Raw genomic sequence first — 18,948 nt, forward strand, 5'->3', positions numbered from 1 at the left:
CGATGCTTGTCGAGGCGCAGTCTCTCGCCAAACGCTTTGGAGGCGCGCCGGCGCTAGACGGCGTCTCGTTCCAGGCGGGGGCGGGAGAGATCGTCGGCCTGCTCGGCGCCAACGGCGCGGGCAAATCAACCACCATGCGGCTACTGGCCGGCTATCTGCGTCCCGATGCCGGCGCCGCGTCGATCGCCGGCCGCGACGTGGTCTCCAACGGCTTGGCCGCGCGTGCGGCGCTCGGCTACCTGCCGGAATCGCCGACCGGATTTCCTGATCTCACGATCCACGAGTTCCTGACCTTCGCGGCCGAAGCCCGCGGGCTTTTCGGCGCGGCGCGGCGCTCAGCCATCGAGCGCGCCGTGGCGTTCGCCGACCTCGCGCCGGCGCTCGACCGGCTGCTTGGGGCGCTGTCGCAGGGCTGGCGGCAGAGGGCCTGGATCGGGCAGGCGGTGCTGCATGATCCGCCGGTGCTGATCCTCGACGAGCCGACGACTGCGCTCGACCCCGCCCAGAAGGCCCGGCTGCGGGACAAGTTGAGGGGCGCGGCTCCCGACAAGGCGATCCTGATATCGACCCATATTCTCGAAGAGGCCGAGACGCTCTGCGACCGCGTGATTGTCTTCCGGGCGGGCCGCATCGTGGCGGACTCGCCGCTCGCGCCGTTGCTCGACGCGGCCGGACGGCTCGCCCCCGCCTACGCCGCGCTGAACCCAGAACATGCAGGCTGAACCGGCTGTCGCCCAGGCGCCGGCGTGGCGAGACGCCGTGCGCGCCACGTTCCGCCACCAGCTGCGGCTGCTGCTCTATTCGCGGCTGACGCTCGTCTTCCAGATCGGTTTCCTGCTCACGCTGTCGGTCTTCGTGTTCCTGATCGGCGATTTCTTCGCAGCCGACCAGGCCTCGCTCGATCTGATGCTGGCCTTCCTGCCCTGGGTGGCGCTGATCTTCGTGCCGGCGCTTGCGATGCGCGCCTTCGCGGACCGCCCGCTCGACCGTGAGCGCGAGTTCCTGCTCACGCTTCCGGTGTCGCCGAGCGCGATCGCGGTCGGCGCCTGGCTCGCCGGCGCGGTCGTGATGATCGTCACCCTGCTTTTCACGACGCCCTTCGTCGCCACGTTGGCGTTCTTGGGAAAGCCGGATCTCGGAGCGGCGGCGGCCGGCTATCTGGGTGCGGCCTGCCTGCTGCTCGCCTTCTATGCGATCGGCCTGTTCGCCTCGGCGCTCGCCCGGAGCGAGATCGGCGCCTTCGTGTTGGCGCTCGCCATGCTGTTCGTGCTGCTGCTGTTCGGGTGGGACGGGGTAGGGCGGCTCGCGCCCGGCGGCGTCGCGGCGAGGCCGCTCGAGGTCCTGGCGTTCGCATCCCCGAAATTCTGGCTCGACCGCCTCGCCACCGGCGAAATCCAGCTGCGGGCGCTCGGTTATTTCGCATTGCTCACAGCCGCCGCCGTAGCCGGCGTTGCGGCTGCGCTTCGAATGGGCGGCGACCGGCGGCCGGGGCGGGTGGCGCGGCTGGCCGTCGCGAGCGTCGTTTTCGGCGCGGCGGTCGTCGCAGCCACCGCCGCGATCCCGGCGCGTTTCGCCCTGGACCTCACGGAGGCGCGGCGTTTCACGCTGTCCCGCGGCCTGATCGAGATCGTCGGCCGCCTGCCGGAGAACGCTCGGATCGATCTCTACTGGAGCGGGCAAGGCCCGGAAATCCCGGAAGCGGTCCGCGCCTATGCGGCGAAGGTGCGGGATTTCCTCGAGCTGGTCGCCAGCCGTTCCGGCGGCAGGCTCTCGGTCGCGGTTCACGATCCCGTCCCCGGCGCGCCTGCCGAGGCGGCGGCGGAAGCCGCCTCGATCCGCCGCATGCCGTTGAGCTCGGGCGACGCTTTCTTCCTGGGAGCCTCCTTCGCGGCCGACGGACGGCGGATACCGATCGCCTATTTCGACCAGAACCGCGAAGCGCTGCTGGAATACGACGTGGCGACGGCGCTCGCGGGGCTCACGCGCGCCGCCGCCCCGAAGGTCGGCGTGATCTCGCCGCTGCTCGCGCCCGGCGGCGCGGACGCAAGCCAGGTCGGATTGAGCGTCGTGGCCGAGCTTAGGCGCGCTTACGACGTCGCGATCATTCCCGCCTTCGCTGATCGCCTGCCAGAAGGCCTCGACTGCGTCGTCGTCATCGGCGCGACCTTCCTGAAGAAGGAGATGTTGCGCTCGATTGACCAGGCGGTGGGCCGCGGGGCGGGCCTGATCGTGATGATCGACCCGCGGCTCCGCCTCAATCCCAAGAGCGACGCCGCGACCCCGCAGCCGTCGCGCGAGATCGACGACATCTCGGACCTGCTGCTGCGTTACGGCCTCCGCTACCGGGGCGACGATGTCGTGGGGGACGCCAGCCTCGCGACCCCCGTCGCGGATGCGTCCGGCAGGACGATCACCTTCCCGTTCTGGATGAGGTTTACGAAGGACCGCCTGTCGGCCGCCAATCCGGTGACCGCCGGGCTCGGCGACCTTCTGTTCGTCGAGCCCGGCGCCTTCGACGCTCCGGACAGCGCCGCGCTGGTGACGACCACTGCGGCGGCCGGGGCGGCGCCGCGTTCCGAAATGGCGGAGAAAACGCCTGCGGCGCTGGCGGCGGCGTTTTCGCCCGGCGGCGGCCGGCGGATTATCGCGGCCGAGGCCGACGGTCCGTTCCCGGGCGCCTTCGACGGCGAAGCCGACCGCCCAAAGGGCCCGGCGTCCGCGGTCTTTGCGGTCGCCGATATCGACTGGATCCTCGATCCCTTCGCCTATGAGCCCGCGCCCGACCCGAGCGCGCCGCGCAAGCCGCGCAACGACAATGCGGCGCTTTTCCTCAACATGGTGGAACGGGCGACCGGCGGCGGCGCGCTGATCGCGACGCGGTCGCGCGCTGGCGAAAGCCGGCCGCTCACCCGGGTCGCAGCGCTCGCCCGCTCCGTCTCGGAAGCCGATCAGGCAGCGATCGGCGCGGCTTCAACGCGTGTCGCGGAAGTCGAGCGGCGGATCGCTGCGTTGCCCGAGGCCGCCGGGGTGCGCTCGTTTTCGGATCTGCCTCCCGACGTACAGCAGAAGGCCGCCGAACTGCGTCGGGCTCTCGCCTCCGACCGCGCGGCGCTCCGCGCCTTCCAGGACCGGAAGCGGGCGGCGCTCGAGACGCTGCGCTCGCGCGTGATCCTGTTCAACCTTCTCGCGGGACCCCTGCTGGCGCTGGCGTGGACGGGCGGGGTCGCGCTGCTGCGCCGAAGCCGGCGTACGCATGCCCAGGCGTCCGCGGCAGGCCAATGAGCGGCCCTTCTCATCAATTGACACAGTTTATTTCCGTCTGATCGTCCGGCGGCGTCTAATGGCCTTCGCTGCGGCTGCAGCGAAGCACGCGACAAGTACCGATAAGAAAACGGCGGCTCCGCTCCTCGTTCGACGAACAAGAATTCGCCAGTAAAAATTCGATCGGAGAGGCGCGCTGATTTTGCTGTCGGCGCTGCCTCGGATGAGCTTTACATAAATCTAATGCGGCGAACGATCTAATCGAATTTAATCATGAGCGAATACAGTGATTACGCGTTGCGGTCAGTTTGTGGCTTGTCTAAAAATAATCAGGCGCTGTTTCGCCTGCTGATCTTGGGATGTGCAGATCGCTATGAGTCTGATCTCTGACGCTCTTGGGCACGCAACGAGCCTTTTTCGGCGCACCGCTAGCGGGTCACGCGCGGTCCGGTCCGAACCCGGTCGTCCTGACATGCTGGAGGCGCTCGCCGGGCCCGCAGAGGTGGTCGAGACGTCCCCGACGGTCGCCGACGAGGTCAAGTACACGACCTGCTACATGTGCGCCTGCCGATGCGGGATCAAAGTCCATCTGAAGGATGGCCGCATCCGTTACATCGAGGGCAACAAGGATCACCCGGTCAATCGCGGGGTGCTGTGCGGCAAGGGCTCGGCCGGCATCATGCAGCAATATTCGCCGGCGAAGCTGCGCAAGCCGCTGCTCCGGACCGGGGAACGCGGATCCGGCGAGTTCAAGGAGATTGAGTGGGACGAGGCGCTGGCGCTCGCCACCAAGTGGCTTGGCGACATCCGCCGGACCGATCCCAAGAAGCTCGCCTTCTTCACCGGCCGCGACCAGAGCCAGTCGCTGACCGGCTGGTGGGCGATGCAGTTCGGCACGCCCAACTTCGCCGCGCATGGCGGCTTCTGCTCGGTCAACATGGCGGCGGCGGGGCTTTATTCGATTGGCGGCGCGTTCTGGGAGTTCGGCGAGCCGGACTGGGAGGAGGCGCGCTACTTCATGCTCTTCGGCGTCGCCGAGGATCATGACTCCAACCCGATCAAGATCGGCCTGTCGAAGCTCAAGGAGCGGGGCGCCAAGTTCCTTTCGGTGAACCCGGTCAAGACCGGCTATTCGGCCATCGCCGACGAGTGGGTCGGCATCCGGCCCGGCACGGACGGCCTGTTCATCTTCGCGCTGATCCACGTTTTGCTGCGCAACGACATCGTCGATTTCGATTTCCTGGCGCGGTACACCAACGCGACCTGGCTGGTGATCGACAATCCCGGCGGGGCCGATCATGGCCTGTTCGCCCGCGACGCCGACGGCGCGCCGCTCGCCTGGGACAAGGATCTCGGCGCGCCGGTCGCCGCGTCGAACGCCGACTTCTCGCCTGCCGTCGTCGGAACCTTCGACCTTCCGGACGGCCGGCGCGCGGCGCCGTCGTTCCAGCTGCTCGCTGATCGCTATCTGAGCGACGAGTTCGCGCCCGAGGCGGTCGCCGACCGGTGCGGCGTGACGGCTGAGCGCATCCGGCGCATCGCGGCGGAAATCGCGGAGGCGTTCAACAATCCGGTCGTGATCGACCAGCCCTGGACCGACTGGGCCGGCCGGCGGCATGAGAAGATGGTCGGTCGCCCGATCGCGATGCATGCGATGCGCGGCATCTCCGCCCATTCCAACGGGTTCCACACCTGTCGCGCCCTGCATGTGCTGCAGATGCTGCTCGGCGCCGTCGATACGCCTGGCTCGTGGCGCTACAAGGCGCCTTATCCGAAGCCGCTGCCCGGCGGCCCGAAGCCCGCGGGCAAGACCGTCGCGCCGAACACGCCGCTCGGGGGCATGCCGCTCGGCTTCACGATGGGGCCGGAGGATCTTCTGGTCGAGGCGGACGGCACGCCGAAGCGCCTCGACAAGGCCTATTCGTGGGAGGCGCCGATCGCCGCCCACGGCCTGATGCATATGGCGATCCACAACGCCTGGGCGGGAGATCCCTATCCGATCGACGTCCTGTTCATGTACATGGCCAACATGGCCTGGAACTCGTCGATGAACACGGCGGGGACCATGCAGATGCTGACCGACAAGCATCCGGACGGGACCTATAAGATTCCGAAGATCATCTACTCCGACGCCTATGCGTCCGAGATGGTCTCCTACGCTGACCTCGTGCTGCCGGACACGACCTATCTCGAGCGCTGGGACTGCATCTCGCTGCTCGACCGGCCGATCGGCAGCGCGCACGGCCCCGCCGACGCCATCCGCCGCCCGGTGCTGAAGCCCGACCGCGACGTCCGGCCGTTCCAGGAGGTGATGATCGACCTCGGGGCGCGGCTCGGCCTGCCGGGCTTCGTCAACGAGGACGGCTCGGCCAAATATCCGGGCGGCTACCCGGACTACATCGTCAATCACGAGCGTAAGCCCGGAATCGGCCCCCTCGCGGGCTTCCGCGGCGAGGACGGCGAGGCGGTCGGGAAGGGCGCGCCGAACAAGAGCCAGCTCGACCGCTATGTCGCCAACAAGAGCTTCTGGCGGATGGAGCTGCCGCACGACCAGCTCTACTTCAAGCACGGCAACAAGGGTTATCTCGAAAACGCAGTGAAGCTTGGCCTGATCGACAAGGCCGAGCAGATCGTGCTGCACCTCTACAGCGAGCCGCTGCAGAAGTTCAGGCTCGCCGCCGAGGGACATGGCGAGCTGCAGCCGCCGGAGCGCGATCGTGAGCGGCTGAAGGCGTATTTCGACCCGCTGCCGATCTGGTACGCGCCGCTCGAAGAGCAGGCGGTCTCTGCCGGGGACTTCCCGCTCTCGGCGATCACCCAGCGGCCGATGGCGATGTACCATTCGTGGCACTCGCAGAACGCTTGGCTGCGTCAGATCTATTCCAAGAACTTCCTCTACATGCACCGCGAGACCGCGAAATCGCTCGGTCTTGAAGACGGCGACTACGCCTGGGTGACCAGCAACCACGGCCGCATCCGCGCGCCGGTCCGCACCATGGAGGGCGTGAACCCTCACACAGTCTGGACCTGGAACGCGATCGGCAAGCGCAAGGGCGCCTGGAACCTTCCGGTCGACGCTCCGGAAGGCCAGGAGGGCTTCCTGCTCAACCATGTCATCTCCGAGCGCCTGCCGGAGAAGGACGGCTACAGTCACTCGAACTCCGATCCCGTGACCGGCCAGGCCGCCTGGTACGATGTGCGGGTGCGGGTCGAGAAGGCGGTTGGCGAAGAGCAGTCGCCGCTGCCGAGTTTCCCGCCGCTCGCGCGGCCTCCCCGCATGCCGAACCGGCCCAACGTGCTGCGCTACGACGCCGAAGGCCGCACGCGGCCGTGGCAGCGCCGGCCGGCCGCAAAGCAGTCTGGAGTTTGAAATCGTGACTTGTCTTCCAGAGGCCGTCCCCGGCCAGAAGAAGCTGGGCCTGGTGATCGACCTCGACACCTGCGTCGGCTGCCACGCTTGTGCAGTGAACTGTAAGGAGTGGAACGCGAGCGGTCATTCGGGGCCGCTCACGGACTACCAGAACACCTCAGACGGCGTGTGGTTCAACCGTGTCCACACCTTCGAAGCGGGCGAGGGCGAGACGTCCCGAACCGTGAACTTCCCACGCTCCTGCCTGCATTGCGAGGAGCCTGCCTGCGTCACCGTCTGCCCGACCGGCGCCTCCTACAAGCGCGCCGAGGACGGCATCGTGCTGGTCAACGCCGACACCTGCATCGGCTGCAAACTGTGCTCCTGGGCCTGCCCCTACGGGGCCCGCGAGTTCGACGAAGACGACGGCGTGATGAAGAAATGCACGCTGTGCGTCGACAAGATCTACAACGACAATCTGCCGGAGGCCGACCGCGTGCCGGCTTGCGTCGCGACCTGCCCGTCGCATGCCCGCCACTTCGGCGACCTCGGCGATCCGAACTCCGACGTTTCGATCCTGGTCGCCGAGCGCGGCGGTTACGGCCTGATGCCGGAGCTCGGCTACAAGCCGGTGAACCGCTATCTGCCGCCGCGGCCGCGCAGAAACGGCGCGCCGGCGCCGCTCGCCGCCGCGTCGTCCTCGTGCGGCTCGGACGAAGCCATCTCACTTCTCGACCTTGCGATGAAGAAGCCGGACGGGAAGGGCTCCGCCTTCCTGCGCTGGGCCGATCGCGTCCTGTCGCGGTGACGTCATGCATCCTGCTCTATCAGTCATCGTCTTCACCACGGCCACCGGCGCCGGCTATGGCCTGCTGATCTGGTCCGGCCTTCTGTCAGCGTTCTCGGCGACCCCCGCCGAGCGGGTAGTGGCGCTCGTCACGCTTGCGACGGCGCTGCTACTCGTTACGCTCGGACTGATGTCGTCGACGCTGCATCTCGGCCGCCCGGAGCGGGCGTGGCGGGCGCTGTCGCAGTGGCGGACGTCATGGCTGTCGCGTGAGGGGCTGGCGGCGATCGCCACCTATGTGCCGGCGACGCTGCTCGGCCTCGCCTGGATCGTTTCGCCGGAGCCGGGACTTGCGGCGGTGCTGCTCGGCGTCGTCACCGCCTGCTGCGCCGTCGTGACCATCTACTGCACGGCGATGATCTACGCCTCGCTCAAGACCGTCCATCAGTGGCGCAACCAGTACGTTGTGCCGAACTATTTCGCGCTTGGCCTGTACTGCGGCGCGCTGCTGTTCGCGGCCCTGCTGCACTTGCTTGGCCATGGCGAGCCGCTGGTCGACGGCGTCGCGGCCGTCGCCGGTCTGGTGGCGCTCGGCGGCAAGCTCGCCTACTGGCGGTTCATCTCGACCACGCGCCACGAGAGCACTCCGGAGTCCGCGACCGGCCTCGGCGGCATCGGCAAGGTCCGCCTGTTCGAGGCGCCGCACACCGAAGAAAACTACCTGATGCGCGAGATGGGCTTCACCATCGCGCGCAGGCACGCCGACAAGCTCCGCAAGCTGGTCGTGCTGGCGCTGTTCGGAGCGCCGATCGTGCTGATGCTGATCTCGCTGCTGCTCGGCGGCCTGCCGGCGGGGGTCGCGGTCCTGATCGCCGTGCTGTCGGCCGGTGCCGGCGTCATGGTCGAACGCTGGCTGTTCTTCGCCGAAGCCAAGCACACGGTCATGCTCTACTACGGGGCCAGGACCGCATGACCGACCATGCCCCGTCTTCTCCAGTCGGACTGGCGTGGGCGGGGCTTGGTCGCGCCCTGCGGCCGCAATGGTTCGCCGCCGTCACGCCGACGACGATCCGCGCCGACATCGTCGCCGGCCTGACCAGCGCCACGGTGGTCCTGCCGCAGGCGGTCGCGTTCGCGGCGATCGCCGGCCTGCCGCCGCAATATGGCTTCTACACCGCGATCGTCGTGCCCGTGGTGGCCGCGCTGTTCGGCTCCTCCTGGGTGATGGTGTCCGGACCGACCCTCGTCATCTCCGCCCTGATGGCGAGCACGCTGAGCGTCCACGCCGAGCCGCTCACGGCCGAGTTCATCGCGCTCGCGATCTTCCTCACCTTCCTGGTCGGCGTCCTGCAATGCGCGTTCGGCGCGCTGCAGCTCGGCCGGTTCGTGAACTTCATCTCGCATTCGGTGATGATCGGCTTCACGGCCGCGGCCGCGCTGCTGATCTCGGTCAGCCAGCTCAAGGATGCGCTCGGACTTTCTGCAGAGCGCGGCCACAGCATCTTCGGCCAGATCGCGAGCCTCGCGAAGGCGGCCGGCGATACGAATCTCGCTGCGTTGGCGATCGCCGGCGTGACGCTTGCGACGCTTGTCGCCCTGCGGATGCTCGCTCCGCGGCTGCCAGGATTCATCATCGCGCTCGGCGTCGGCAGCTTGCTTGGAGTCCTCATCGAGGCCGAGGCGATGGGCGTGCGTATGGTCGGGGCGCTGCCCTCGGTCGCGCCGACGCTCGCGATGCCGGCGTTCTCCCTCGAGACCCTGCACGCCCTCGGCGAGGGTGCCTTCGCGATCGCGCTGCTCGGCTTGGTTGAGGCGATCTCGATCGGCCGCGCCTTCGCGCTGAAGCAGAACCGGCCGTTCGAGGCGAACCGCGAGATCGCGGCGCAGGGGCTTTCGAACGTCGTCGGCAGCTTTTTCCAGTGCTACGCCGGTTCCGGCTCCTTCACGCGCAGCGGCGTCAATTACGAGGCCGGCGCGGCGACGCCGCTGTCGGCCATCTTGTCGTCCTGCTTCCTGCTCGCGATCCTGCTGGTGGTCGCGCCGCTGTTCGGGCGGGTGCCGATCCCGGCCGTCGCCGCCGTGATCCTGTATGTGGCGTTCCGGCTGGTCGACCTCCGGGCGATCCGCCGGCTCGTCGCCACGAGCCGGACCGAGACAACCATCGTGGCGATCACCTTCGCCGCCGGCCTTTTCGTGAATCTCGAATTCGCGGTCTATGGCGGCGTCATCGTCTCGCTGCTGATCTTCCTGTCGCGGACCGCCAAGCCGACGCTGTCGATCGGCGCGCCCGACGGGCTGCAATCCCACAGGCCGTTCCGGAACGCAGAGCTCTACAGCCTGCCGGAATGTCCGCAGGCCGCCTTCGCGCGGCTTGAGGGGCCGCTCTATTTCGGCGCGGTCGACTATCTCGAGCGCGAGCTTGGCCGCATCCAGCGCCAGCGGCCGAACCAGAAGCGGCTCGGGATCATCCTGCGCGGCGGCGGCGACGTCGATCTGCCGGGCGCGGAGCTGCTGATCTCGGAAGCCAAACGGCGCCGGGCTGCAGGCGGCGATCTCTACCTGATCGCGCGCTTCCCGCCGCTGCTGAGGACGCTCGAGCGTTTCCACGTCATCGATACGCTCGGCCGCGACCACGTCATGGCCTCGAAGGGCGAGGCGATCGCGCGGATCGTACCCGAGCTCGATCCCGAGATTTGCCGGGCGTGCAAGCCGAGGATCTTCCGCGAATGCCCCGCGGCGGCCGGCATGGAGAGCGCGCCGTCCACCGAGCGTCTTTCGGCGAGCCTCGGCGCGTCATGAGGATGGTCTTTTCCGGCCCCGGACGGGAGATGCGGCGGACAGTCCGCGCCCGGCGCGCGTGGGCTCAAGAAAGCAGAAAATGCGGCGACCAAGTCCGCATGGGAGGGAAGCGCAATGAAACAGAGAGGACCGGACGACGCGTATGACCCGGAGGCCGCGATGCGGCCGCTGGACGAGGAATGTCCCTGCCAGGAGGGCATGAGGCCCCAGGCGAAGCTCGGCCGTCGCCAGCTGCTGCTGTCGGCGGCCTCGACGCTCGGCGCGAGCGCGCTCGCGGTTGGCGCGGCCCGAGCCGCGGAGGCCGCGCCTCCGGGGGCCGTGCATTATGACGTTCCGGAGGACCCCACAAAGGAGCAGGGCCGGCCGCTGCTCGCCGACGGCGGCTACGGCACGCGCTCGCAGTTCGAGACCGAGGTGCGGGTCAAGGCGAAGAACCCCACCGACCTGACCTCCTGGACCTTCACGCCGCTCGCCGCCCAGATCGGCAACCTGACGCCGTCAGGGCTGCACTTCGAGCGTCATCACGGCGGCATTCCGACCATCGACCCGGCGCGGCACGAGCTGATCGTCCATGGAATGGTCGGCACGGCGAAGAAGTTCTCCGTCGCTGATCTGAAGCGGATGCCGTCCGTCACCCGCAAGCACTTCATCGAGTGCTCGGGCAACACGCTGACCGAATGGGCGAAGCCCACCGCCAAAACCGTGCAAGTTACGCATGGTCTCCTCAGCACCTCGGAATGGACCGGCGTGTTGTTTTCGACGCTCGCGCGCGAGGTCGGCCTGAAGGACGCCGCGTTGTGGGTGCTGGCGGAGGGCGCCGACGCCGCGGTGATGACCCGCAGCATTCCGATCGAGAAGCTGCTGTCCGACGGCATGATCGCTTACGGCCAGAATGGCGAGGCGCTGCGCCCGGAGCAGGGCTATCCGCTGCGCCTGCTGCTGCCCGGCTATGAGGGCAACACGCACATCAAATGGCTGCGGCGGCTGCAGGTCAGCGACCGGCCCTTCATGACCCGCGAGGAGACCTCCAAATACACCGATCTGATGCCGGACGGCCGCGCGAAGCTGTTCACGCTGCAGATGGGCGCGAAGTCGGTCATCACCTTCCCGTCGGCCGACATGATGCTGCCGAAGCCCGGAGTCTACGAGATCAAGGGAATCGCCTGGTCCGGCCGCGGGCGCGTCCAGTCGGTCGAGGTCTCGACCGACGCCGGAAAAACCTGGCGTCCGGCCAATATCGAGAACGCCGCGGAGCCGATGTGCACGGTGCGGTTCAACTGCCCGTGGGCTTGGGACGGCCAGGCCGCGACCCTGCAGAGCCGCTGCACGGACGAGACCGGCTATGTGCAGCCGACGCGCGAAGAGCTCGTGCGGCTGCGCGGGCTGAACTCGGTCTACCACTACAACGCGATCCAGAGCTGGGCGGTCGCCGCGGACGGAGGGGTGAGCAATGTCCACGCTTAAGTTGTTCAGTCTCGCCGCCCTCGTTCTGGCGCTCGGCGCCTCCGCCGCCTTCGCCGAGGGCCCCGAGGTGGGCGCTCCCGTCTCCGACCAGGATCTCGCGCGCTATTTCGCGATCCAGCCGGACGGCGAGGGGCTCCCGCCCGGCAGCGGAACGGTATCGGCCGGCGCCAAGGTCTATGGCGAGCGATGCGCCGCCTGCCACGGCGACAAGCTCCAGGGCGTCCCCGCCGCAGGCGGCCCGGCGCTCGTCGGCGGGCGCGGCACGCTCGCTTCGCCAAAGCCGGTGAAGACTGTCGAGAGCTACTGGCCCTACGCGTCGACGCTCTACGACTATGTTTGGCGGGCCATGCCGTTCGACCAGCCGGGCTCCTTGTCGCCCGACGAGGTCTACGCCGTGTCGGCGTACATCCTCTCGAAGGCGGGCGTGGTCGGCGAGGACGCCACGATGGACGCCAAGAGTCTGCCGAAGGTCGAGATGCCCAACGCCAAGGGCTTCTACGACGGCCGAGGCCCCGACCTGTCGCTCTACCATGCGGAGCGCTGAGGCCGGGCCGGCCTGATCCTACGAGTCGGGCGAGCTCCCGGGCTCGCGGACGGCTGGCTTCCGGGAGGGCGGGGGAGCGGGCTTCGGCCCGCTCTCCTTGTAGCTCAGGCAGGTGCGGATGATCGGCGAGCAGAACGCATTGCGCGCCGCGCCCACATCGGTGGCGCCGGCATACTCCACCTCGGCGACGCGGTCTTTTACGAAGCGCAGCTGGACCCTGCAGTAGCCGTCGGTCGCGACGCCGACGGAACTCGGCCCCCAGGGCATCATCAGCGGCAAGGCTGGCGTCGTCAGGCCTCCGGGGGTCGTGCCGCCATGCGCATAGGTCCAGATCTCGCCGCGGCGATCCTCCGCCGTGCCGGTGGGAAAGCCGGCGCACATCCGGACGTCGCTTTGGCTGAGGCCGACCAGCTCTGTCCGCCCCAGATAGGCGTTGCGCGCCTCCTGGGCCGCGCAACCGCAGAGCGTGACGGCGAGAAGCCCGATCAGCGCTACTGCCCGCGCACCGCCGAGGCGTCGATTGGGCGGAAGAGATGGAGCCGCTGCGGCCTCTCGCATGGGGACCTCCTTCGGTTGCGGGCGGCGCGGGGCCGCTTTTCGCCAAATCGGGCGCGCCGCCGCTACGGCGCATCGGGCGCTAGCTTCAGTCCGGTCGAGCGGGACTCAGGATTGTGGCTTGATCTTGAGCTGATCGATGGCCCAAAGCCATTCGCCGCTCTCCTGCCGCCGCGCGACTTCGGCCGAGATCGTCCCGTTCGGCAGCCGGGCGAACGTCATCGCCGTGGCGTCGTTGCGCAGCGCCGGCAACTGCTCCGGCGCCGGGAAGCTTTTGCGGCGCTCGAGCAGCTTTGCGTAGAATTTGCGGATTTCGGCGTGGCCTGTGGCCACGACCTCGCCTGCCGCCAGCACGGCGTCGTGCTCGTAGAGCGCGACGAGGCCTTCGAGGTCTCCGTCATTGGCGCGCGCGATGAAGAGGCGGGCGAGGTCCTGCGGGTCTCGTGCGACCTCACGATCGGCTGTGCTCATCGACTGGTCTCCTTCTTGAGGCGAAGGCGAGTGGCGGCGGCCCTCATGTCAGCGGCCGGCCCTCGCGGTCGCGCACCACGACGCTGACCGGAACGCCCGCCTGGACGCTCTCCGAGACGGTGCAGAAACGCTGGAACTGGGAAATCGCGCGATCGACCCGCGGCATCTCCTCCGCCGTGGCTCCGACGGTGATCGCGACGTCGATGCCTTCGACGCGCAGGCGGTTTTCGTCATTGCGGGCGACCCGGCAGGAGGCTTCGGCCTGGACGCTTCCGGCGTCCTGCTTGTACTTGCCAAGCGCGAAAACGAGGCTGGCGCACAGGCAGTTCGCCACGCTCGCCACCAACAGCTGCTCAGGGTGGGGCCCGGCGTCCTCGCCAATCGGCGCCGCTTCGTCGACGAGCAGATCCGGAATGGCGGCTCCGAACTCGACCATGAAGCGATAGCCGTCAATCTGACGAATCCGGATCCGCGCTTCTGTCGTCATGAGGATTCCCGGATGGCGCTACGACGCCGCTGGAGCAGGGTTGCCGCGGCGCTCTGAGTGAGCCGGCTGTGTCCGGCTACACAGTTCGCGGACGGGCGTTGCGGCGCGCCGGGAGTATGGAGCGGGGGCTGCTTCCGGCAACCGGGGCCTCACCGGCCTTGACGTCGGATCGAACCTGGCATACCAAATACCACATATAAGAGCGCACAAAGTCACCCCGAGTGACGCGCGGTCGGAGGCGCAATGCGGCTTCGGCGGAAGGAGGAAACGACGGATGACGACGCAGCGCCCAATTCGCGACTGAAGCGGATTCGATCGGAGTTCTCTCCTGTCGAACGACCGTTGAACGATCTGGCGCCGGTCGAGAACGATCGCGCCGGCCTGCACGATCCGGGTCTCAACGCCGGACCAGGCTGATCGGAGGATCTATGTCGCAGAAAGTGGATCTGGAGCAGTTGGTCGCCGCAATCGGCGACGCGGTGGTCGTCGCGGATGCGGACGGCGCCATCACGCTCTGGAACCCCGCCGCGGAACGCATGTTCGGCTACACCGAGGCGGAAGCCCTCGGCCAGTCGCTCGATCTGATCACGCCCGAGCGGCATCGCGCCCGCCACTGGCGCGGCTACGCGAAGACGGCGGCGACAGGCAAGACCCGCTACGGCCATGAGCTTTTGCGGGTGCCGGCGATCGGCAAGGGCGGCCTGTCGCTGTCCATCGCCTTCACCGTGTCTCTTCTGTTCGACGAGGCAGGCCGCGTCAGCGGGATCGCCGCGGTGATCCGGGACGAGACCGCCCGCTGGAACGAAGAGCGGCAGTTGCGCAAGCGGATCGCCGAACTCGAAGCAGCCCAACCCGCCGCCGAGGGGGCTGACCTACAGGGCGCGCACGCGTGAGGAATAAGCGCCGAAGACATAATGGCGCGGTCGTAAGTCAATCAGTTGAAATCGCGATCCAGGGATCGAAAGGGAGCAAGACATGAGCCAGCCGCTCGAAGGCATCAAGATCATCGACTTCACCCACGTACAGGCGGGTCCCGCCTGCACGCAGTTGCTGGCGTGGTTCGGCGCCGACGTGATCAAGGTCGAGCGCCCCGGCGCCGGCGACGTCACGCGTTCGCAGCTTCGTCACATCGAAGACGCCGACGCGCTGTACTTCACCATGCTGAACTCGAACAAGCGCTCGCTGACGCTCGACACCAAGACGCCGGAAGGCAAGGAAGTCCTTGAGAAGCTGATCAAGGAATCCGACGTCATGGTCGAGAACTTCGGCCCCGGCGCGCTCGACCGCATGGGCTTCTCCTGGGCGCGCATCCAGGAGCTCAACCCGGGCATGATCCTCGCCTCGGTGAAGGGCTTCTCGGACGGCCACCACTACGAAGACCTCAAGGTCTATGAGAACGTCGCGCAGTGCGCCGGCGGCGCCGCTTCGACCACCGGGTTCTGGGATGGGCCTCCCACCGTCTCGGGCGCCGCGCTCGGCGACAGCAACACCGGCATGCACCTCGCGATCGGCATCCTCACGGCGCTGCATCAGAAGAACAAGACCGGCAAGGGCCAGAAGGTCGCCGTGTCGATGCAGGACTCGGTGCTGAACCTCTGCCGCGTCAAGCTGCGCGACCAGCAGCGTCTCGACGCTCTCGGCTATCTCGAGGAATACCCGCAGTACCCGCATGGCGAGTTCTCGGACGTGGTGCCGCGCGGCGGCAACGCGGGCGGCGGCGGCCAGCCGGGCTGGGTGCTGAAGTGCAAGGGCTGGGAGACCGACCCCAACGCCTACATCTACTTCACCATCCAGGGCCACGCCTGGGCGCCGATCTGCAAGGCGATCGGCAAGGAGGAGTGGATCGAAGATCCGGCCTACAACACCGCTCGCGCCCGCCAGGACAAGATCATGGACATCTTCGCCACGATCGAAGAGTGGCTGGCCGACAAGACCAAGTTTGAGGCGGTCGACATCCTGCGCAAGTACGACATCCCGTGCTCGCCGGTGCTGTCGATGAAGGAGATCGCGAACGATCCGTCGCTGCGCGCCAGCGGCACCGTCGTCGAGGTCGACCATCCGAAGCTCGGCAAGTATCTGACCGTCGGCAGCCCGATCAAGTTCTCGGACATGCAGGTCAACGTGAAGGCCTCGCCGCTGCTCGGCGAGCACACCGACGAAGTGCTGAAGGACCTGGGCTACACCGATCAGCAGATCGAGATGCTGCACCAGGCTCGCGCGGTCTGATCGCCGCCCGTCGCTTCCTCTGACGGCATGGCGGCGCGCTCCAACGCGCCGCCATTTCTTTTTCCGGTCCTCCGTCGGGTCCGACGGAGCGCTATCGCAGAACGGGGCCGCCCATGATCGACCCCCACCTTGCCGGCCGGCTCGACTTCGCCCACCGGCTGCCCACCAAGCCGCCGCTGCCGCCGGGGCGCAACGCGCTCGGGCTCTTCGAGCAGCGCGACGCGATCCTATATGTCCCCGCTGGTCTGGACGCCGGACGGCCCGCGCCGCTGGTGACGCTGTTTCACGGCGGCGGTGGCCATGCGGCCAAGATCCTGCCGATGCTCGAGGAGCACGCGGCGCGCCGCCGCTTCCTGCTGCTCGCGCCGCAATCGCTGTTTCCGACCTGGGATCTCGTGATCGCTGGCCACGGGCCCGATCGTGAGCGGCTCGACGCCGCGCTTGGCGAGGTCGCCGCACGGTTTCTTCTGGACCCGGCGCGTTTCGTGTTCGCGGGCCACTCAGACGGCGGCAGCTACGCCCTGTCGCTCGGCCTCGCCAACGGCCACTTCGTCACTCACCTGGTGATTTCTTCGGCCGGCTTCATGTCCGTGCATCTTCAGACGGGCGCGCCGAAGATCTTCATCTCGCACGGCACTCGCGACGAGCAGATCGCGATCGAGCGCAGCGCGCGGGTCCACGCCGCGAAGCTGACCGAGGCCGGCTATGAGGTCTCCTACATCGAATATGCGGGACCGCACGCCTACCAGCCGACGGTGGTCTCGCAGGCCGTCGACTTCTTCATGGCGCCAGCGGCCGCCGGGGCCAGGCTCTAGGCCGGCCGCCGGCGAGACCTGCTGCGCGGACCCGCCGCCCGGTCCTGCGCCTGTGCAATCCCTTGAAGAGCTGGCGACCCCGCGTCTCGCGGGTTGCGCCCGGGCTCCCGCTGGGCGCCACGCGGCCTAGGTCCTCGTAGCGCACAAAAAAACCGGCGGGCTTTCGCCCGCCGGGTTCCGGATGCGCTGAAGAGGGAATTCAGGCTTCCGTCAGGGTCACTTCTTGCGGACGACCACGCTCTGCGGGTTGAGGCTGCCGATGTTGCCGCTCTCGCTGCCGGCCGCCGGATCGATGACGGCGTTGATGAGCGTCGGGCGGCCGGAGTCCATCGCCTCGTCGACGGCGCGCTTCAACTCGTCCGGGGTCGTCACGTGGACGCCGACGCCGCCGAAGGCCTCCATCATCTTGTCGTAGCGCGAGTCCTTCACGAACACGGTCGTGCCGGGATCGCGGCCGGTCGGGTCCATGTCGGTGCCGCGATAGATGCCGTTGTTGTTGAAGATCACGATGCACACCGGCAGGTTGTACCGGCAGATCGTCTCGACCTCCATGCCCGAGAAGCCGAAGGCCGAGTCGCCTTCGACCGCCAGCACCGGCTTGCCGGTCTCGACCGCGGCCGCGATCGCGAAGCCCATGCCGATGCCCATCACGCCCCAGGTGCCGACGTCCAGGCGCTTGCGCGGCTGGTACATGTCGATGATGCCGCGGGCGAGATCGAGCGTGTTGGCGCCCTCGTTGACGAGGATCGCGTCGGGCCGCTCCTTGATGACCTGCTTCAGCGCGCCGAGCGCGGTGTGGAAGCACATCGGCGAGGAGTTCTTGCCGAGCTTCGCCGCCATCTTGGAGATGTTGGCGTCCTTCTTGGCCTTGATGGCCTCGGTCCACTGCGCGGGCACGCCCGGCCAGCTCGAGTCGATGCCGGCGAGCAGGGCGGAGACCACGGAGCCGATGTCGCCCACGAGCGGCGCGGCGATCTCGACGTTCGAGTCCATCTCCTTGGGCTCGATGTCGATCTGGATGAACTTCTTCGAGCCCGGCTCGCCCCACTGCTTGCCCTTGCCGTGGCTCAGCAGCCAGTTGAGGCGAGCGCCGACGAGCACGACGACGTCGGAGTCCTTGAGCACCGTCGAGCGGGCGGCGCCGGCCGAGAGCGGGTGGTTGTCGGGCAGCAGGCCCTTGGCCATGCTCATCGGAATGTAGGGGATGCCGCTCTTCTCGACGAACTGGCGGATCTCGTCGTCGGCCTGCGCATAGGCCGCGCCCTTGCCGAGGACGATCAGCGGACGCTTGGCGCTCTTGAGCAGGTCCATGGCGCGCTTGACGGCCGAGGGGGCCGGCAGCTGGGCCGGGGCGGGGTCGATGACCTTGACCAGGGAGCGCTCGCCCTTGGCGGCGTCGAGCACCTGCGAGAACAGCTTCGCCGGCAGATCGAGATAGACGCCGCCCGGACGGCCCGAGACCGCGGCCCGGATGGCGCGCGCGACGCCGATTCCGATGTCTTCGGCGTGCAGCACGCGGAACGCCGCCTTGCAGAGCGGCTTGGCGATGGTGAGCTGGTCCATCTCCTCATAGTCGCCCTGCTGCAGGTCGACGATCTCGCGCTCCGAGGAGCCCGAGATGAGGATCATCGGGAAACAGTTGGTGGTGGCGTTGGCGAGCGCGGTGAGGCCGTTGAGGAAGCCCGGAGCGGACACCGTCAGGCAGACGCCCGGCTTCTTGGTCAGGAAGCCCGCGATCGCCGCGGCGTTGCCGGCGTTCTGCTCATGGCGGAACGACACGACGCGGATGCCTTCAGCCTGCGCCATGCGGCCCAGATCGGTGATCGGAATGCCCGGCACGCCATAGATCGTCTCGATGCCGTTCAGCTTGAGCGCGTCGATGACGAGGTGGAAGCCGTCCGTCAGCTCCTGGGGAGCATCGGCTTCGGCCATGCTGACATCGGCGGTCGTGGAACTGATCAGCTGCGCTACTGCGGACATTTGCTTCCTCCGGAGGATTCCTGGCTGTTCATCAGCCGTTGTTGCGGGGCGCCTGGCGTAATCCGCGCGCGGCGCGCATGGCTCTCAGAGCCCCTCGGGGCCCATCAGTTCTCGGCTAGGGCGTGTCTGTCGCGCCGGCGGCCTGCCTGTGGCGCGGCTTCGGGCGGCGCGTCACGCGGTCTCCGCAACCCGGCGAACTGTGCTCCGCTG

The 18,948-nt window shown here is 68.0% G+C and carries 15 protein-coding genes; 11 read left to right on the forward strand and 4 right to left on the reverse strand.

The annotated features are described in order from the left end of the window. Window positions 1–2: 2 nt before the first annotated feature. The 8 genes from VM780_RS04945 (at window position 3) to VM780_RS04980 (ending at window position 12,204) form a co-directional block, all read left to right on the forward strand. Window positions 3–722: an ABC transporter ATP-binding protein gene (locus VM780_RS04945; RefSeq protein WP_325445734.1), complete on the forward strand. Its 720-nt coding sequence runs from the start codon at window positions 3–5 to the stop codon at window positions 720–722. Next, the gene (locus VM780_RS04950) at window positions 712–3,282 is read left to right on the forward strand and encodes a Gldg family protein (protein WP_325445736.1); all 2,571 of its coding nucleotides are present in this window, start codon (window positions 712–714) and stop codon (window positions 3,280–3,282) included. The genes VM780_RS04945 and VM780_RS04950 overlap by 11 nt, the downstream gene beginning before the upstream one ends. A 451-nt stretch (window positions 3,283–3,733) precedes the next feature. Beyond that, complete coding sequence (locus tag VM780_RS04955) at window positions 3,734–6,631, forward strand: molybdopterin oxidoreductase family protein (protein WP_325445738.1); 2,898 nt, start codon at window positions 3,734–3,736, stop codon at window positions 6,629–6,631. 4 nt (window positions 6,632–6,635) lie between these two features. Continuing rightward, window positions 6,636–7,418: a 4Fe-4S dicluster domain-containing protein gene (locus tag VM780_RS04960; RefSeq protein WP_325445740.1), complete on the forward strand. Its 783-nt coding sequence runs from the start codon at window positions 6,636–6,638 to the stop codon at window positions 7,416–7,418. A 4-nt stretch (window positions 7,419–7,422) separates the two neighbouring features. Further along, window positions 7,423–8,370: a dimethyl sulfoxide reductase anchor subunit family protein gene (locus tag VM780_RS04965; protein ID WP_325445742.1), complete on the forward strand. Its 948-nt coding sequence runs from the start codon at window positions 7,423–7,425 to the stop codon at window positions 8,368–8,370. Further along, entirely contained in the window at window positions 8,367–10,196 is a 1,830-nt protein-coding gene (locus tag VM780_RS04970; protein ID WP_325445745.1) for a SulP family inorganic anion transporter, read from the forward strand. Before VM780_RS04965 ends, VM780_RS04970 begins: the two co-directional genes overlap by 4 nt. 198 nt (window positions 10,197–10,394) lie before the next feature. Beyond that, window positions 10,395–11,660, forward strand: coding sequence for a sulfite dehydrogenase (gene soxC / locus VM780_RS04975; protein ID WP_325446234.1), 1,266 nt, complete (start codon window positions 10,395–10,397; stop codon window positions 11,658–11,660). Next, window positions 11,647–12,204: a cytochrome c gene (locus tag VM780_RS04980; RefSeq protein ID WP_325445747.1), complete on the forward strand. Its 558-nt coding sequence runs from the start codon at window positions 11,647–11,649 to the stop codon at window positions 12,202–12,204. Before soxC ends, VM780_RS04980 begins: the two co-directional genes overlap by 14 nt. A gap of 18 nt (window positions 12,205–12,222) precedes the next feature. Here the strand turns inward: VM780_RS04980 and VM780_RS04985 are convergent, their stop codons facing one another. From VM780_RS04985 to VM780_RS04995, 3 genes are all read right to left on the reverse strand, one after another. Beyond that, entirely contained in the window at window positions 12,223–12,762 is a 540-nt protein-coding gene (locus VM780_RS04985) for a hypothetical protein (protein ID WP_325445749.1), read from the reverse strand. Between the two features lie 105 nt (window positions 12,763–12,867). Next, on the reverse strand, window positions 12,868–13,230 hold the full coding sequence (locus tag VM780_RS04990) for a nuclear transport factor 2 family protein (protein ID WP_325445751.1): 363 nt from the start codon (window positions 13,228–13,230) through the stop codon (window positions 12,868–12,870). Between the two features lie 43 nt (window positions 13,231–13,273). Then, a complete protein-coding gene (locus VM780_RS04995) occupies window positions 13,274–13,717 on the reverse strand; it encodes an OsmC family protein (RefSeq protein ID WP_325445753.1) in 444 nt (147 codons plus the stop codon). Window positions 13,718–14,145: 428 nt separating this feature from the next. Between VM780_RS04995 and VM780_RS05000 the strand changes: the two genes are divergently transcribed. From VM780_RS05000 to VM780_RS05010, 3 genes are all read left to right on the forward strand, one after another. Further along, a complete protein-coding gene (locus VM780_RS05000; protein ID WP_325445755.1) occupies window positions 14,146–14,610 on the forward strand; it encodes a PAS domain-containing protein in 465 nt (154 codons plus the stop codon). Window positions 14,611–14,692: 82 nt separating this feature from the next. Beyond that, entirely contained in the window at window positions 14,693–15,943 is a 1,251-nt protein-coding gene (frc, locus tag VM780_RS05005) for a formyl-CoA transferase (protein ID WP_325445757.1), read from the forward strand. A gap of 113 nt (window positions 15,944–16,056) precedes the next feature. Next, window positions 16,057–16,758 (forward strand): esterase, encoded by a 702-nt coding sequence (locus tag VM780_RS05010; protein WP_325445759.1) that lies wholly within the window; start codon window positions 16,057–16,059, stop codon window positions 16,756–16,758. 216 nt (window positions 16,759–16,974) lie between these two features. Here the strand turns inward: VM780_RS05010 and oxc are convergent, their stop codons facing one another. After that, window positions 16,975–18,738, reverse strand: coding sequence for an oxalyl-CoA decarboxylase (oxc, locus tag VM780_RS05015; RefSeq protein WP_325445761.1), 1,764 nt, complete (start codon window positions 18,736–18,738; stop codon window positions 16,975–16,977). Between the last annotated feature and the right edge of the window lie 210 nt (window positions 18,739–18,948).

This window comes from Hansschlegelia sp. (genome assembly GCF_035538955.1).
Lineage (GTDB): Bacteria > Pseudomonadota > Alphaproteobacteria > Rhizobiales > Methylopilaceae > Methylopila.

Bases quoted from the DNA above. Each gene is read 5' to 3' on its own strand.
- VM780_RS04995 (WP_325445753.1), bottom strand. From the start codon at position 13,717: ATGACGACAGAAGCGCGGATCCGGATTCGTCAGATTGACGGCTATCGC.
- soxC (WP_325446234.1), top strand. From the start codon at position 10,395: ATGAGGCCCCAGGCGAAGCTCGGCCGTCGCCAGCTGCTGCTGTCGGCG.
- frc (WP_325445757.1), top strand. From the start codon at position 14,693: ATGAGCCAGCCGCTCGAAGGCATCAAGATCATCGACTTCACCCACGTA.
- VM780_RS04985 (WP_325445749.1), bottom strand. From the start codon at position 12,762: ATGCGAGAGGCCGCAGCGGCTCCATCTCTTCCGCCCAATCGACGCCTC.
- VM780_RS05010 (WP_325445759.1), top strand. From the start codon at position 16,057: ATGATCGACCCCCACCTTGCCGGCCGGCTCGACTTCGCCCACCGGCTG.
- VM780_RS04980 (WP_325445747.1), top strand. From the start codon at position 11,647: ATGTCCACGCTTAAGTTGTTCAGTCTCGCCGCCCTCGTTCTGGCGCTC.
- VM780_RS05000 (WP_325445755.1), top strand. From the start codon at position 14,146: ATGTCGCAGAAAGTGGATCTGGAGCAGTTGGTCGCCGCAATCGGCGAC.
- VM780_RS04990 (WP_325445751.1), bottom strand. From the start codon at position 13,230: ATGAGCACAGCCGATCGTGAGGTCGCACGAGACCCGCAGGACCTCGCC.
- VM780_RS04955 (WP_325445738.1), top strand. From the start codon at position 3,734: ATGCTGGAGGCGCTCGCCGGGCCCGCAGAGGTGGTCGAGACGTCCCCG.
- VM780_RS04965 (WP_325445742.1), top strand. From the start codon at position 7,423: ATGCATCCTGCTCTATCAGTCATCGTCTTCACCACGGCCACCGGCGCC.
- VM780_RS04970 (WP_325445745.1), top strand. From the start codon at position 8,367: ATGACCGACCATGCCCCGTCTTCTCCAGTCGGACTGGCGTGGGCGGGG.
- VM780_RS04950 (WP_325445736.1), top strand. From the start codon at position 712: ATGCAGGCTGAACCGGCTGTCGCCCAGGCGCCGGCGTGGCGAGACGCC.
- oxc (WP_325445761.1), bottom strand. From the start codon at position 18,738: ATGTCCGCAGTAGCGCAGCTGATCAGTTCCACGACCGCCGATGTCAGC.
- VM780_RS04945 (WP_325445734.1), top strand. From the start codon at position 3: ATGCTTGTCGAGGCGCAGTCTCTCGCCAAACGCTTTGGAGGCGCGCCG.